Raw genomic sequence first — 14211 nt, 5'->3', positions numbered from 1 at the left:
GATCACACTTGTCCGCCTCAGCGCGGGCCTTCCTCGACTGGGCCCACGCTGCCGTTCCAGACCGACTGGCACCACGCCCGCTCCGCATCGAGAGCGGCACGGGCCCGTGGCCACACGAAGCCGGCGGGAGTGCCGTACCGGCCCGGCCCCTCGTCCTTCACGGCCATCGCGATCGACGGACTCGACGCTCACCAGTAACCACACCGAAAGCGCAGGCCACACCAGATGCGAAACGAACCTCTCGCCTCTGCGGCACCGGCCCAGGACACCAGCAGCCTGACCGAACGCCAGCAGGCCGTCCTGGCCTGCATCTCCGACTCGGTACGCACCCGCGGCTACCCGCCCTCGATGCGGGAAATCGGCCAGAGCCTGCAACTGACCAGTGTCAGCTCGGTCGCCCACCATCTCCTGACGCTGGAACGCAAGGGCTTCCTGTGCCGGGATCGGCACAGGCCCCGCGCGTACGCCCTCGCCCCGCACGTCCAGCAGGCGCTGACCGGGCGGGCCGGCCAGGCCGAGCGCACCGCGGATGTGGCCGAGGTCCCGCTCCTCGGCCCGATCGCCGCCGGGATGCCCCTCCTGGCCGAGCAGAACGTCCAGGACGTGCTGGCGATGTCCCGCGCGGTGGTCGGCCACGGAGAGCTGTTCGCGCTGAAAGTCGCCGACCAGAGCATGAGCGACGCGGGCATACTCGGCGGCGACGTCGTCGCCGTACGGCGATATCGTGCCGCCGAGCCCGGGGACATCGTGGCCGCCCTCCTCGCAGGGGGCGGGGTCACTGTGAGGAAGCTGCACGTCGCGCACGACGGAGTGTGGCTGATGCCGTACAACCGGGACCACTCCCCCATCCGGCTGGAGGACGGCGGGGCGGTCCTGGGCAAGGTCGTCGCGGTGCTGCGCTCCCTGTAACAAGGGGCTCCGCTACGGTGCTCGCGGCGTCCCCGGGCCGTGGTCGGCCCGGGGACGCTGTGGGCCGTGAACCCCGGCGCCGGACGGTTGTCCGCTCGTGCGGGATGCGGGTCGGGCCTGCATCGGCCGTGGCGGCCCCGGCGCCCGAAGGGTCGTGGAGGACCGCGGCGCCACGGCAGCCGGGACCTGTCCGTACCGGCCGCGCATCCCGCGGTCGGCGCAGACCTCGCACCGCGTGGATGAGCCGGCGGGCAGCGGCGGTGCCACTGCCATGGTGATCTCCCGGACGTCCTCCTCCGCCTCGATCGAGGTCATCGCCGGGGCCAGAGCAGGAGGCGTCCGCTCCCGGGCTCACCCCGGTCAGTCCGTACGCGGCCACGGCTGTCCCGACCACCGGCGGAAAGGCCGGGATGCGGTCGTGCCGGAGTGCGCAGCAGGACGGTTTCAGCAGCCGCCGTTTGCGGCCAAAGGCGTCGGGGACGGGGCCGAAGTGGAGACCGTGTTGGCGGTAGGAGGTGAGTGCCGCGGCCACCGGTTCGCCGGGGGCGAAAGGCGTGTGGTCGGGCCTTCAAGGGGTTTCATGGACTGTCCATCCGCAGCGCACCGCCCCGGACCAGCGCGCCGGCAGGTGCAGGAAAACATGCTCTCGCTGCCCTGACGTGGCGATGCGCCTCTTCCCGCCGTGTCACACCCGTTGCGGCCAGGCCAATTCCTGTGGCCGGAGGCAGCAGTCGCTGCCCGGGGGACACCGTACTGGCCCGTGGTGGCGGGTATCCCAGAGACGTCTGGTTCGGAGATACGCCTGCGGGTGGCCCGGGGCGGTGGGAGAGTGTCGGGAGCCGGTCATCCGGGGCGCGGGAGGGGAGAAGCAGAGCGTGGACGAGGTACGGGAGCTGCTGGCCGAGTACGGCCGGTGGGCCGATGACGACACGATGCCGGCCGTGGAGCGGGCGGAACGGCTTGCCGGCTTCGTCGCCGGGCTGCTGCGGCGCACGCTTTCCCCCGGGGCGGTGCAGGTCCTCGTCGTCGGCGGGGTTCCGTCCGTGTCGTTCGACCATGAGGGCCGCGACTACCTCGTCAGCTGTACTGCGGGCGGGGACGCGGCCAGGGGAGGAACGCTCTCCCGCATCGTGAGGGATGCCGGGCTGACCGGGCGCCCCGGTGAGATGCGATGGGCGTTGCTGTCCTGGACGCGGACGCCGGAGCCGGTCGGGCAGCTCGTCGAGGGTGTCAGCGCTTTCGGAGTGGTCCTCGACCGTTCCCACCTGGACGCTGCGGTCACCGGCCTGCTGCCGCTCGCCGATCTGGTCCGCGACGTCTTCCGCCGCCGGGAGACCTACCTGCCGCTCGCCGAGCTGGCTTGCGGGCCCACGCTGGAGGGTCCGTCGGCGGGGATGTGCGCGGCCGCCCGTCTGAGCGTCCCCGTGGACGTGCCGGCCCGGACGTGGGAGGGCGCCTCGTCCGAGGTCCTCCTCGTCGGGGAAGCGCAAGAGGCCACGCCAGGGGGGATGGCCTGGCGCGGTCCCTCGTCGCTGCTCCTCACGTGCGAGGACGGGGTGCTGGACCTCGATCCGGTCAGCGGGCGCTCGCAGTGGGTCCTGGCGCTGCCCGGCTGCCATGGGGCGCCGCTGGTCGGGGCGGACGGTGCGGTGCTGGTGATGTGCGGGCCTGTAGTGGTGCGGTGGCACGACGGCGTGCTGACCGCGGTGGCGGGAGGGTTCGAGGACGGCGGTCAGCTGCTGGCCGGGCCGGACGGTGAGCCGTGGGTGCTGTCGGGCTCCGGGGCCACGTTCGGCGCCGGGGATGGGACGCTCGCGCTGACGCGTGCGGGCGAGCGGGCCGGCGAGCAGCTGCGGTATCCGGTCGTGTTCGAGGCCGCCGTGCGGTCGGCCGTGTGGCTGGATGGCCGTCGGTTCTTCCTTGCCGCCGGCGGGCACAGCGCCGTCGTCGATCTCGGCCGCACCACGGGCACCGGCCCGCGGGAGAGCTGGATTCCGTCCCCCGGCCACTACCCGGCCCACCTGCTGACAGCCGGCCCGGACAGTGTTCTGAGCGCCTCGCCCGACGGCTCCGGCAACCGCATCACGCTGCACCGCACCGCGGTGGGCGAGCGTGTGAGTGAACCCGTGGCCGAGTTCCGTCTCGACCGCATCCTCGGGCTGGCCCAGGAGCCGGGGACCGGTCCGGCGTACCTGCTGGCGTCCGTGCCGGACAACGATCCCGCACGCGTGCGGCCGGTGCTGGTCCGCGTTGAGGGCCACCGTCCGGCGGTCGCCGACGGCGGGGGAACCCTTACGGCCGGGCCGCCGGCCACGGAGTACGACGTGGTGAGCCGGTCGGCCCGGGGCGTGAGGAAGGACTATCGGCTCGACCGGCTCCCGATGGCGAGTGAGGGCCAGGGCGATGTCTTCAACGGCGTGCACAAGGCGTCCGGTACCGTCGTCGCCTACAAACGCCGCCGGAGGCTGGATTCCCGGGCCCGCCGGCGCATGGTGCGGGAAGTGACGGTCGCCCAGGTGCTGGGGGGACACCCCCATGTGATGCCGGTCCTCGACTTCAGTCCGGACTACGACTGGTTCGTCATGCCGAGGGCCCAGGCCACCGTGGCGGACCGGCGTGCCGAGCTGCGGGAGGGGAGCGCGCTGCGGGCCTTGGTGGACGCGGTGTCCGCCGCCCTGGCCGAGGCACACTCGCGCGGCTGGGTCCACCGGGATGTCAAGCCGCAGAACATCCTCCTCCTGAACGGCCGCTGGACGGTGGCCGACTGGGGCATAGCGCGGCGCCCGCGCGGCCAGACGAGCGTGGACGGCGTCCTGACGAACACGTCGATCGGCTCACTGGGGTGGGCCGCCCCGGAGCTGTCGGCCGACCCCCACGACGGAGCCGTGCCCGCGAGCGACATCTACGGCCTCGGGCAGGTCATCGGATGGATCCTCACCGGGACATGGCCTCAGCCGAACGTGCCGCTCCTTCCTCCTCCCGGCCCGTGGCGCGGCGTCGTGCGCCAGGCGACCTACCCGGACCCGGCCGCCCGGCCCCAGGACATGGCGGCCTTCCTCGACCTCGTCGAACGCGAGACCTCCCCCCGCACCGGACTGCCCATCACCCGGGCCCGCGCGCTCCTGGAGGCCACCGCCGAGGGGGATGAGAACGCCGCCGCCCAGCTGATCGCTCTCGCCGTGGACCATCCCGGCGACTACGAACTCAGCCTCGACGCCGTGGCCCGCATGGACGTGGAGGCCGCCGTCCCCGCTCTGCTCGCCAACCCCCACCAGTCCATCGCCCTGGTACGCGCGATGGCCGCTCAGGCCGACGGGGACCGCGGGCAGTGGCCCACGCCCGACGAGGCCGACATCGCTGTCCGGTGGCTTCTGGGCGTGGCCCGGGCGGCGGCGCAGGCCAGCGAGTGGGATCTCCTCGACGCGGCCGCTCAGGGGATGTGTGTCTGGGACGGCCGGTTCGACCAATGGGGTCCGCAGGACGCCATCAGGCACTGGCTGCGCATTCTGTCCGGGCATGCGGCAGAGGTCGTCGCCTCCGTGCTGCGCGAACACCCGCACAGTGCCCTTCACTTCCACGAGCTGGAGAACGAACGGCACGTCGACACGGGTCTGCGCGGCGCCGTCCGGGCGGCCGTCGCACCGGTCCGGCCCTGACAGGAGCAGAGCGATCGCACCAGCGGCCTGCCGGCGGATCAGGAATGAGAAGAACGAGCGGCCCGGCCGGGAACTCCTCAGCCGGAGTCCCTGGGGTCCCCCGCTCGCGGCCGTCGTCCGCGTTCACCACCGCCTCCTGGGCGACGGCCGCATCCCCCTGGTCCGGCACCCCGCCCCAGCCCCGTGAACCATCCCGCCAGTGTGAGCGTCCCAACCTGCCGCCCGAAGTCCCGGGCCGGCTGACCGCGGTGCCGGCCCGTCTCCCCATCCGGGAGACGGAAGTTGAAACGAGCCGCCGTACCCGGCCGCCCTCCCGGGCAGCTGTCCATCGGCATGGGGGCAGTGCGTGAGTGAGCGCGGGCCGGTATGGGTCCTTGGCCCGGACGGTCACGAGGCGCCTTCGCAGGGTGCGGGGCCGGTGCGGCGATGCCGTTCGGCGCCGGGGCCGAGCGCGGGACGGCACCATGAGGGGGCGAGCGCCGGGCGCCTCCTCGGTGAGGAGCTGATGGGGCTCTACGGAACGGCCCTGCGGGCTTTGAAGCAGCGGTTCGCCCACAGGGGCAGCTGTACGTAGCCGAGGGAAGGGGGTGGTGACAGGGAGTGATGTCGCAGGCACGATAGAAGCTGCTCAGTTGTTGGCCCGGCCGGTCGGAGGGAAGAGCTGGTGGCGAAGGAAGACGCGGCGAAAGACGGCGCTCTCACGGACGAAGAACGTGAAGACCTGGGCGGTATGCCGATCGAGGACCCTCCCGCCGACGAGGAGGACGGGTCGTGAGCCACTGGGGGAAGACCGTCGACGACCTCGTCGCGCGCAAGGTCGTGGGCCCCGGGTGGGTCCAGGTCCTGAAGGAGGTGGACCGGACGGGCTTCACTCCGGACACGGTCTACGCGGAAGTCCCCGGCTCGGTACGCCGGTATGAGGAAGTCACCCGCAGCGCTGAGCCGGATCGGTGGGCGCGGTTGGTGACTTCGCCCGAGGCCGTTGTGACGCAGCTGGGGCGGTCGACGGTGGACGGCGGGCCGGTCCCGGTGTCCTCCTCGTCGGCGCCGGCCGCGGTCGGCGCGATGCTTCAGGCGCTGGACCTTCAGCCCGGGGACAGGGTGCTGGATCTGGGGACGGGAACCGGCTGGGTGGCCGCTCTCCTGGCCACGTATGGAGCGCGGGTGACGACGGTGGAGGCCGACCCCGTCCTCGCCGCCGATGCCGCGGAGCGTCTGGCGCGGTTCCCGGAGGTGACGGTGGTGTGCGGGGATGCAATCAACGGGCATGCGGACGACGCTCCGTACGCTGCGGTGCATGCCGGGTTCGCTGTCCGGCGGATCCCTGCGGCCTGGTGCGTCCAGACCCGGCCGGGCGGGCGGATCGTCACCCCGTACGGGTCCCTCTGGTCCCCGACCGGTCTGACTCGTCTGGTCCGCGACCGCGACGGGGTCGCGTCCGGGCGGTTCTCCCCCCGGGCGGTGAACTTCATGTGGGAGCGGGGGCAGCGGCCGGTGTGGCCGGAGCCCGCCGGGGGCCCGGCGCGTACTGCCGCTTCCCCGGTGGACCCCCGCTTCGTGCTGGAGTCCCGGTCCGGCCGGTGGGCTACCGGTCTTCAGCTCGGCGACGTGACCTTCGATCCCGTCCCGGTTGGTGGGGACCGGGTGCTGCGGCTGTGGGCGCTCGACGGCTCCGCCGCCGCGGTGCAGGTGGACCGGAACCGGTGGGCCGACGGCGACGGCGTGAGCCAGGTCGGTCAACGGAGCTTGTGGGACGAGGCGGTGGCTGCCTGGCTCTGGTGGACGGAGGCGGGTGAGCCGAACCGGGACCGGTTCGGTCTCACCGCCGGCCCTGGCGAGGATGACGTGCTCTGGCTCGACACGCCTGACCGGCTCTTCCCGCGACCGCGTGCCGGGGCACGCCCGGGTAGTCCGGTCGGCTGACCACCTACCCGATCGGGGGAGCCGGGCCATAGCGGGGTGCGTGAGGAGCCTCAAGGGCCGGCGCGGCGCCGGACCTGCGGATGTCGGCGACCAGCCGGAGCTGGACGCCGGGCTCTCCCGGAACGCGGCGGACGCAGCCCTCGCCCGATGCTGCCCACACTGCGGTGAGCACTGTGGCAGCGGCCCGGAGTGTTCCTTCGTCCGGAGCCGTGACATCGAGGACGACGAGCCCCGGCTCGGCGAGATGTGCGGGATCGATCGGATTGGTCATACGATCTCCCACGCTCCGCCGGGGCCGGCAGTTCGCCGCGGGCAGGGTCTTCACCCAGACCGGTGACGCCCGGGCGTCGGCTCCGCCAGCGGGCTTTCGGGCGGAGCGCGCAGGTCGTGAAATGCCATGCCGGAGTTGTCGCCCAGATCATGGAACGGGCGTCGACCGCTGCCTCGGCCGATGCCGCGCGCCCGTGGTGAGTTGCCCCAGGGCCACGGGCCGCGTGGCAGGCGGGGCCTCCGATCGCTGATCTGGTACGGCACAAGGTCGAGCGGATCCTGCGCACGGTGCTGTTCGATCCCGAGATCGCCGCCCATGTCCACGGCTTCACTCTGCGACGGGTGCGGGCGGCACGCCGGGGTTGTCGCGGGGCGGGGCGCACGGTGGGGTCGTGGTGTGCTTCCGTGCCCGGGGTGCGAAGTCTGGGCGGGCGGGGGCGGGCCCGGGGACGATCGGGGGATGAGCGAAGGCGGGATCGTGTTGATGTCCGATCCACAGGTGGCGGCGGTGCCGGTGCGGGAGTGTGGCGAGCCCCTCGTGGACGTGCGGTCAGCCAGCCAGCTGCTGATCGACCAGCGCCGGAGCGACCCCGCCGGGGCCTTCGCGCACCTGCGGGAGGGCGTGGCGGAGCGACTGTTCGCCGCACGGCGCGCACTCCCTGCGGGGTATCAGTTGCTGTTCGTGGAGGGGTACCGGCCGCTCGCGCTGCAGCGGACGTACTTCGAGCGGTACGCGGGCACGTTGGCGGCGGCGCAGCCGGAGTGGTCGGCGGAGCGGGTGCGGGAGGCGGCGAGCCGGTTCGTGTCACCGCCGGAGATCGCGCCGCACAGTGCAGGCGCGGCGGTCGATGTCACCCTGGCCGACGCCGACGGGGTCGAGCTGGACATGGGTACGTGGGTGAACGCGAATCCGGAGGAAAGCGAGGGCTTGTGCTACACGGACGCCGAGGGGCTCGGCGAGCAGGCGCGTGCTCACCGGGGCATCCTCGGCAGTGCGCTCGGTTTGGCCGGTTTTGTGAATTATGGGACTGAATTCTGGCACTGGAGTTTCGGGGACCGGTACTGGGCGTTGGCGACGGGGACACCGGCGGCGCTGTACGGGCCGAAGGAGTGGTCGGGGGTGTGGCCCGCCGGGGCGGAACGGGGGCGCCACGCCGCACGAGTTAGCACACATTTTCGATTTCATGTTTGACTGGACTCATGGACACGCCGATCCCCCCTGACCTCGTCCTGCTCCAGTGCACCTGGTACGACACCTATGCCCGGCTCGCGGCCGGTGCGCCGGACGGCACCGTGCTGCGTCGCCGGCTGCTGAGCCTGTCTGTAAGGATCTGGTGGCACCCCTACTGGCGGACGGTGCCCGCCGGCGCGGTCAGTGTTCACCGCTCGCGCGTGCGCGCTCTTGCCCGGGCCAGCGGGGCGTCCCCGGACGGGATGGGCAGCGGTGGCTGAGCAGCGGCATGTCCTGCGCGTCCACTTCCACGGAGCCGACGAGTCCGGGGCGGAGCGGTACGAGGAGCTGCTCGGGGTGCTGCACCAAATCACCCCGCGGGTGCAGGCTCTGCCGCCCACCGACGCCGATTGCGACGTCACCGGCGCGCGACAGTTCTTCGGGCGGGACGCGGTCGGGCTGGGTCACCTGGTGCGGCTGCGCGCCGCCGCTCTGTTCGGGGCGCTGGCGACCGTGGGCTCCGCGCCCAACCGCAGCCTCGCGGCGATGGCGTGCGCGGCTGCGCCGCCCGGCGGCATCGTCCACCTCGACCCCGCGGACGTGGAGGGCTTACTGCGCCCCCGGCCCGTCGCCGCGCTGCCCGGAGTGGGTCCCGTCGCCGTACGGGAGCTGTCCCGGCTCGGGCTCCGCACGGTCGGGGCTCTCGCGGACACTCCGGTGGGCACCCTGCAGCGGATCCTCGGCCGCGCGCAGGGCCGCCTGGTTCACGATCGGTCCCGCGGGTTTGACCCGCGCCCGGTGACCGCAGAGGCCCCGGCCCGGACCGTGGCGGAGGAGCATGGCTTCCCCCGCGACGAACTCGATCCCGCCCGCCACCAACGGGCCGTGAGAACGGTGGTGGAACAGGTCGCCTGGAGGCTGCGCACCGAGCAGCAGGTCGCCGGCCGTCTGGAGCTGACTGTCCGGTACGCCGACGGCAGCACCACCACCCGTGCCAGGACCCTGGCGGAGCCGACAGCGCACGCCCCCGTGCTGGCCCGCGCCGCGTACGGGATCTACGACTCCCTCGGCCTCCAGCGCGCCCGGGTGCGCGGCGTCCACTTGCGTGCCGGGCAGCTAATCCCGGCCGAGCGGGCACCGGTGCAGGGGTCGTTCGACCGCGCTGCGGAGGGCGCGCGAGCACTGGAGGAGGTCGCGGACCGGGCGCGCGCCCGCTGGGGCCCCGGGATCATCCGGCCCGCCCGGCTCGGCTGACAGCACTCGGTCGCGCCCGGGAGCGTCCGTCATCCGGGTGATGCCGGTGGCGCCGCGGTGGCACCCCGCTCCGATGTTGTGCCTGGTGAGAGCCGGTCCGGCTGGTGCGGTGCCCGGCGAGCGCTCCTCCCGGCGCCGGTGCGGGGCGCTTACCGTTGCGGGCTCAAGGTGGCTCGCTTCGGGCGCGGTGGACTGAATCGGGGTGCGGTGGCGGGCGAGAGGGAACCGGCGGCGCGGCGCGGGGGTGTGTACCGGGCCGGGCAGGCGCTGGTGACGGCGGCGGTCACGCTGCTCGCGCTCGGCCAGCCGTCCCCGGCCGCCGCAGCGGGGCCGGCCGCCTGTGTCGGTAGGGAGCGGGACTCGAAGGGGCGGTCGTCCGTGGACGCGGATGAGATCGCCTGGGAGGACGAGACGAAGTTCGACGACGCCCGCCGCTGGGCCCTGAAGGTGTGGAGCGGACGGGACATGCGGATCCGGCTCCCCGCCGACGACAGCACCCGGATCGCGGACCTGCAGTTCGAGAATCTTCGGCGTACGGACCGACCGCCTTGTCTTGAACGAGGCGTACGTGGGTGACGGGAAGCGGCTTGGAACCACCTCGGGCCGCCGCCGGATCGCCGGGCATGAGCTGGGACACGCCCTCGGTTTCTGCCACAAGGACCCCCGGCGGTACGCGACCCTGATGGCGCGCCGCCTGGCCGACGGGCCCGCGGACGGCAAGCCGACCCGGCAGGACCGCCGCAACTACCGAGCACTCTGGGGATGAACATGCCTCGTCGTCGTACCGTGGCCGTGTCCCTCGCGGGCGCCGCCGTCCTCGCGGCCCTGGCCTGGGCCACCCACCATCAGCTGACCGCCGGACCCGTGCCAGGGGCGGCCGTCGAGGCGATGGTGCTGCACGACCCCTCCGACGACGGAGAGGTCGCTGCCGCCGCGACCGCCCTGTGGCACGGCACCGTCCTGCGCCGCACCGGTGACCGGACGATCGCGGGGATCCCCTCCGTGCGGTACGAGGTGGAGGTGGGCCGCGTCTTCAAGGGCGTGGGCCTGGCCGGCACGGTGGTCGTCACCCTCACGCCCGACGACCGCCCCCTGCGGGACGGCGCCCGCTACATCTTCCCGACCGTGCCGTGGCAGGACACCGCCCGCGACGGGCACGCCGTCCTCGCCGAGGCCCAGCCCCGCCCGGCCGACGACCTCACCGCCCCCGCCGCCGGAGGCGGCACCGTCGCCGAGCACTGGACACGCCTCACCTCCGGAGCCTGACCGCCGCCTCCGGGCCCGCCCAGCGGGCGTGGTATCGGGAGCCGCTGGCACGATGAGCGCATGATCTCCGCCATCCCGGCCGACTACAGCTGGATCTCCCCCTCCGCACCCTTCGGATACGCGCTCGGCGCCGGGTACTCCCTGGTGCTCGTCCGCGGCATCGGCCCCGAGAAGCTGCTGCGGCACGCGGGCGCCGAACCGGACGGCCGTCTCACCGGATTCGACGCGGTGGCCGAGGAGCACGCCGGCCTCCTGGATGAGTACGACGGCTGGCCGGATTCCACCCTCGCCGGAGTCGCCGCCGTACCGGGCGAGGGCGGGGAGTGGACCCTCGCCCTGGAGCTGGGCGGGGACACCCTGGGCCTGAACTCCCGGTTCATGGAGGCGGTCTCCGCCGGAACGCGCGCCGTGTCCGTCACCGGCAACGCCAGCAAGCCCATGAGCCTCTTCCACTGGTACGAGGACGGGGCCCTGCGTACGGGCTTCGAGCACCCCGCCCGCCGGGACGGCGCCACCCCCGAGACCCTGACCACCCTGATCACCGCCGTCGGCCTCAACCCCGCTGGCGACGAAGCGCCCGGCCTAGACCGCACGGCCGCGTTCTTCGCCCTGGCCGAGCGCCTCACCGGCATCCGGATCACCGAGGAGCTGCTGGCCCGGTTCACGTGCCGGACCGGGTTGGTATCGCAGGAGACCCACGACGAGGAGGGTCCCAGCCTCTGACGGCCGGAGCGAGCCGGGGTGCTCCCCGGCACCCCGCCGTCCCGGGGAGCGGCGGAAGGAATCTTCCCGTTGCCCCATACAAGAGGTATCGTCCCTGCTCAGCTCATGATGAGGCGAGGGGGCGGGCATGACCGTGACGACACCGATGCCCCGTACGGCAGGCCGGCCCGGCCGTCCGCCGGGTGACCGGAACACCGGCCCGGACGGGCTGACCATACGTCAGGCGGATGTGGTCGATTCCATCCTGTCCCATGTCGAGCGATACGGATTTCCGCCCTCGATGCGCCAGATCGGCGCAGCGGTCGGGCTCTCCAGCACCTCGTCCGTGGCGCACCAGCTGCTGTCGCTGGAGCGGCTGGGGGTCCTGGGCCGGGACCCGCACCGGCCACGCGCCTACCGGGTCCGGCCCCTGTGGCTCGCCCGCCACCGGCCCGAAGTCCTCGACGACGGAACGGACACCGTCTGGGTGCCGCTCCTCCCCCGCCCCGCCACCGGTGCGGCGGACACCGGCGGGGCGCAGGACCTCCTGCCCCTGCCCCGGGCCCTCGTCGGCGCGAGCAGCCCCGGGCTCTTTGCCGTCCGGGCCGCCGTGGATGCCCCGGAGGCGGCCATCCGGGCCGGGGACATCCTCGTCGCGTGTGACCCGGACACAACAGGCACCGGTGACCTCGTCCTCGTCGAGACGGCGGACGGCACCCTGACCGCCGGACGGCTGCCCCTCACCAGCACCGCCAGGGGCACGGTACGCGGCCGGGTCGTCTTTGTCGTGCGGACGCTGTAGCCGCAGTTGGTGCACGGCACCGCCATACCGGCGCGCGCTCCGGAGGGCTGGCGCGTCAGCGGCGGTGCTCCGGGGCAGGCGTCCGTGCCGGGGTGTTCAGCGCTGCCTGGACCCGGTCCGCGGGGTTCTGTTGCATGGCCCGGAAGCCGGGGTCGCTCCAGACGGCCGGCGCGAACCACTCCGCCCGTGGTTCGCGTCGGCCGGACGGTGGCGAACCCCGCCAGGTCCCGAGCACGGAGTTCGGCGGTGAACCCGCATGGGCCGGTCGGGCCGGGTAACAAACCCCCGGGCCGCACAGTGTCAGGGCTCCGGGGGGCCCGGGAAGGGGATGGCCTTTCCGCCCTTCTCCAGGATCGGGTTGCGCTCCAGGAACTCGTGCCCCGCGAGCAGCTGCCGCAGGGAGCCGTTCGGCGGGTGGGTGAGCAGGAGCTGGGACAGGCTGATGTCGGTGAGGGTGACGGCGTGCTCCAGCTCGTGGATCGAGGCTGTGGTGATGGGGATCGTCTCGCCTGTCACCGGGTTGGGCGTGCGGAGAATCCCGGCGCGCAGCTCGGCGGTGTTGAGCAGGTGGAACGGCTCCATCGTGATCACCATGCCCCGCCTGGGCAGGTGGGGCGGGATCTGCGCGAACGCGGGGTTGCCCTCGGAGATGAGCAGGTCGGTCCTCTCAATCTGGGCGAATCCCTCGCCGGGCCGCTTGGCCAGCATCTCGGCGTAGTTGTGCGCGCCCAGGCGCAGGCCGGCGCTGGGCCGCGCGGATTTGACCTCGACCAGCAGCACCAGGTCGGGGAAGACGACGATCCAGTCCACGGACTTGCCGCTCTGCCCCTTCTTCTCGCCGAGCCAGTGGATCTCGGGGTGGACCATCGCGTGGTCGAGAAGGCCCAGCTGGCGCCCAGCGTACGCCTCGAAGAGTTTTCCGAGGTCGCTGGTGAACGCCTTGCCGCGCGGCGTGGAGTTCTCTTCGCCGCCGGTGTAGTAGAGGCCGAGCATGCTCGCCTTGGACAGGACGGCGGCCGGCACCGGGACCAGGTAGCCGTCGCCGAACCCGGCGACCAGCGGTGCCGTCCGCAGGGGGTTGTGGCCGTAGCGGCGCAGCAGCGGGTCCGGGGATGCGGGGTAGGCCGCCCGGAGCCGGGGGACGTCGGTCACGAAGTGGCGCTCCAGGACCGCGGTCGCCTCGGCAGCGGACCGCAGCGTGGAGAAGGCCGAGTAGCCCACCGGGGCGAGCATCATGTCAGGGATGAAACGGCCCTTGAACTCCAGGAACGGGTGGCCGGTGGCCGTCGCCCAGACGTAGAGGGCGAGGCCGACGTAGTCGGCCACCGAACATCCGAGCACGTCCTGTGCCCAGCCGGGGCCGATCACCTTGAGGGGCTCCGGGGTGCTGCTCTGGGTGAGGAGGGCGACGGTGCGGCTCAGCTCGGAGTGCTCGTCCACGTGCCAAATGAGCTGCTGGCCGAACACCCGCAGGAGCAGGCGCGTCACCTCCTCCCCCGGCGACTCCTGGTAGAAGGGGTCGTCGAGGGCGAGGTAGAAGCCGAGGATCTGCGCAAGGTCGCGCGGTTGTGCCGGGGCACGGTTGATCTCCTGGCCGAGGGCGAGGGAGATCCAGGCGGCGTCGGCGAGGGCCCAGGGGCCGTACACGCCGAGACCTTCGTGCCCGCGCAGGTCGCGGGGGTGCGGGAGCCGGGCGCCGGTGGCGGCGATGAGCTCCACGAGCGAGCTCTGCGAATGGCGCAGGATGCGCCGGACGTACTGCTTGTCGGGAACAGCGGCTGCGGGAACACTCTGCGGCATAGCTGTTGATTCTTCCGGTCGGCGAGGCAAGTGCGCACACGGTTTCCCCGGGCCGACCAGGCGGTCTCGGCGGCAGCCCCGAGGCCGACGGCCCCGCCGGCCCTGCGCCCGCCGCTCGGAGCACCGATCAGCGGTCCGCCGCACGCTCCGGCTCGGCCGAGGGCTCGCGCCCTGGTACCGCACCCGCCGGTGACCACCGCGGCCCCTCCAGGGCCGGCCTGGCCGGACATCCGGGTGCCGGGCGGAAGTCATGGTGTCCCTGTCCGGACCCGCATCCGAGCGCGGCGCCGGATCCGGGCTGTCCAGTGGCCTCCGCAGACCCCTCCCGGCCGACGCCGCCAAGTCCTCACGCCCCGGGGCGGGGAGCCGGGCCGGTGCGGCGATGCCGTCCGGTGCCGCATCCGGGCGCGGGACGGGCGCCCACCGCCGCCCGCACACGGATGCGCAGCCTTCGCCCC

At 73.1% G+C, this 14211-nt stretch carries 13 protein-coding genes; 11 read left to right on the top strand and 2 right to left on the bottom strand.

Annotation, left to right across the window (positions count from 1 at the left end):
• Positions 1-225 precede the first annotated feature (225 nt).
• From lexA to SYYSPA8_RS28500, 3 genes are all read left to right on the top strand, one after another.
• Positions 226-909, top strand: coding sequence for a transcriptional repressor LexA (lexA, locus tag SYYSPA8_RS28510; protein ID WP_323450240.1), 684 nt, complete (start codon positions 226-228; stop codon positions 907-909).
• Positions 910-1784: 875 nt separating this feature from the next.
• A complete protein-coding gene (locus SYYSPA8_RS28505) occupies positions 1785-4565 on the top strand; it encodes a protein kinase domain-containing protein (protein WP_323450239.1) in 2781 nt (926 codons plus the stop codon).
• A 771-nt stretch (positions 4566-5336) separates the two neighbouring features.
• On the top strand, positions 5337-6488 hold the full coding sequence (locus SYYSPA8_RS28500; RefSeq protein ID WP_323450238.1) for a methyltransferase domain-containing protein: 1152 nt from the start codon (positions 5337-5339) through the stop codon (positions 6486-6488).
• A 4-nt stretch (positions 6489-6492) separates the two neighbouring features.
• On the opposite strand, the gene SYYSPA8_RS28495 is transcribed toward SYYSPA8_RS28500, so the two are convergent.
• Complete coding sequence (locus SYYSPA8_RS28495; RefSeq protein WP_323450237.1) at positions 6493-6759, bottom strand: DUF6207 family protein; 267 nt, start codon at positions 6757-6759, stop codon at positions 6493-6495.
• A 459-nt stretch (positions 6760-7218) separates the two neighbouring features.
• On the opposite strand from SYYSPA8_RS28495, the gene SYYSPA8_RS28490 reads away from it, so the two are divergent.
• From SYYSPA8_RS28490 to SYYSPA8_RS28455, 8 genes are all read left to right on the top strand, one after another.
• Positions 7219-7950, top strand: a complete 732-nt coding sequence (locus tag SYYSPA8_RS28490) for a M15 family metallopeptidase (protein ID WP_323450236.1) — start codon at positions 7219-7221, stop codon at positions 7948-7950.
• An 8-nt stretch (positions 7951-7958) separates the two neighbouring features.
• Positions 7959-8210 carry a hypothetical protein gene (locus SYYSPA8_RS28485; RefSeq protein WP_323450235.1) on the top strand — a complete coding sequence of 84 codons (252 nt, stop codon included), beginning with the start codon at positions 7959-7961 and terminating at the stop codon, positions 8208-8210.
• Entirely contained in the window at positions 8203-9183 is a 981-nt protein-coding gene (locus SYYSPA8_RS28480; RefSeq protein WP_323450234.1) for a DNA polymerase Y family protein, read from the top strand. The genes SYYSPA8_RS28485 and SYYSPA8_RS28480 overlap by 8 nt, the downstream gene beginning before the upstream one ends.
• 207 nt (positions 9184-9390) lie before the next feature.
• Positions 9391-9759, top strand: coding sequence for a hypothetical protein (locus SYYSPA8_RS28475; RefSeq protein WP_323450233.1), 369 nt, complete (start codon positions 9391-9393; stop codon positions 9757-9759).
• The gene (locus SYYSPA8_RS28470; RefSeq protein WP_323450232.1) at positions 9752-9949 is read left to right on the top strand and encodes a hypothetical protein; all 198 of its coding nucleotides are present in this window, start codon (positions 9752-9754) and stop codon (positions 9947-9949) included. Before SYYSPA8_RS28475 ends, SYYSPA8_RS28470 begins: the two co-directional genes overlap by 8 nt.
• A gap of 2 nt (positions 9950-9951) precedes the next feature.
• Entirely contained in the window at positions 9952-10449 is a 498-nt protein-coding gene (locus SYYSPA8_RS28465; protein ID WP_323450231.1) for a hypothetical protein, read from the top strand.
• Positions 10450-10509: 60 nt separating this feature from the next.
• A complete protein-coding gene (locus SYYSPA8_RS28460) occupies positions 10510-11172 on the top strand; it encodes a DUF6461 domain-containing protein (protein WP_323450230.1) in 663 nt (220 codons plus the stop codon).
• A 127-nt stretch (positions 11173-11299) separates the two neighbouring features.
• On the top strand, positions 11300-11953 hold the full coding sequence (locus tag SYYSPA8_RS28455; protein ID WP_323450229.1) for a LexA family protein: 654 nt from the start codon (positions 11300-11302) through the stop codon (positions 11951-11953).
• 300 nt (positions 11954-12253) lie between these two features.
• Here the strand turns inward: SYYSPA8_RS28455 and SYYSPA8_RS28450 are convergent, their stop codons facing one another.
• Complete coding sequence (locus tag SYYSPA8_RS28450; protein ID WP_323450228.1) at positions 12254-13753, bottom strand: hypothetical protein; 1500 nt, start codon at positions 13751-13753, stop codon at positions 12254-12256.
• Positions 13754-14211: the final 458 nt, after the last annotated feature.

This window comes from Streptomyces yaizuensis, assembly GCF_034961445.1.
Lineage (GTDB): Bacteria > Actinomycetota > Actinomycetes > Streptomycetales > Streptomycetaceae > Streptomyces > Streptomyces yaizuensis.
This window is presented reverse-complemented; position numbering and strand designations above follow the sequence as displayed.

What these genes read in the sequence shown, in the direction of transcription:
- SYYSPA8_RS28455 (WP_323450229.1), top strand. Translation starts at nt 11,300, where the DNA reads ATGACCGTGACGACACCGATGCCCCGTACGGCAGGCCGGCCCGGCCGT.
- lexA (WP_323450240.1), top strand. Translation starts at nt 226, where the DNA reads ATGCGAAACGAACCTCTCGCCTCTGCGGCACCGGCCCAGGACACCAGC.
- SYYSPA8_RS28450 (WP_323450228.1), bottom strand. Translation starts at nt 13,753, where the DNA reads ATGCCGCAGAGTGTTCCCGCAGCCGCTGTTCCCGACAAGCAGTACGTC.
- SYYSPA8_RS28460 (WP_323450230.1), top strand. Translation starts at nt 10,510, where the DNA reads ATGATCTCCGCCATCCCGGCCGACTACAGCTGGATCTCCCCCTCCGCA.
- SYYSPA8_RS28465 (WP_323450231.1), top strand. Translation starts at nt 9,952, where the DNA reads ATGCCTCGTCGTCGTACCGTGGCCGTGTCCCTCGCGGGCGCCGCCGTC.
- SYYSPA8_RS28495 (WP_323450237.1), bottom strand. Translation starts at nt 6,759, where the DNA reads ATGACCAATCCGATCGATCCCGCACATCTCGCCGAGCCGGGGCTCGTC.
- SYYSPA8_RS28485 (WP_323450235.1), top strand. Translation starts at nt 7,959, where the DNA reads ATGGACACGCCGATCCCCCCTGACCTCGTCCTGCTCCAGTGCACCTGG.
- SYYSPA8_RS28490 (WP_323450236.1), top strand. Translation starts at nt 7,219, where the DNA reads ATGAGCGAAGGCGGGATCGTGTTGATGTCCGATCCACAGGTGGCGGCG.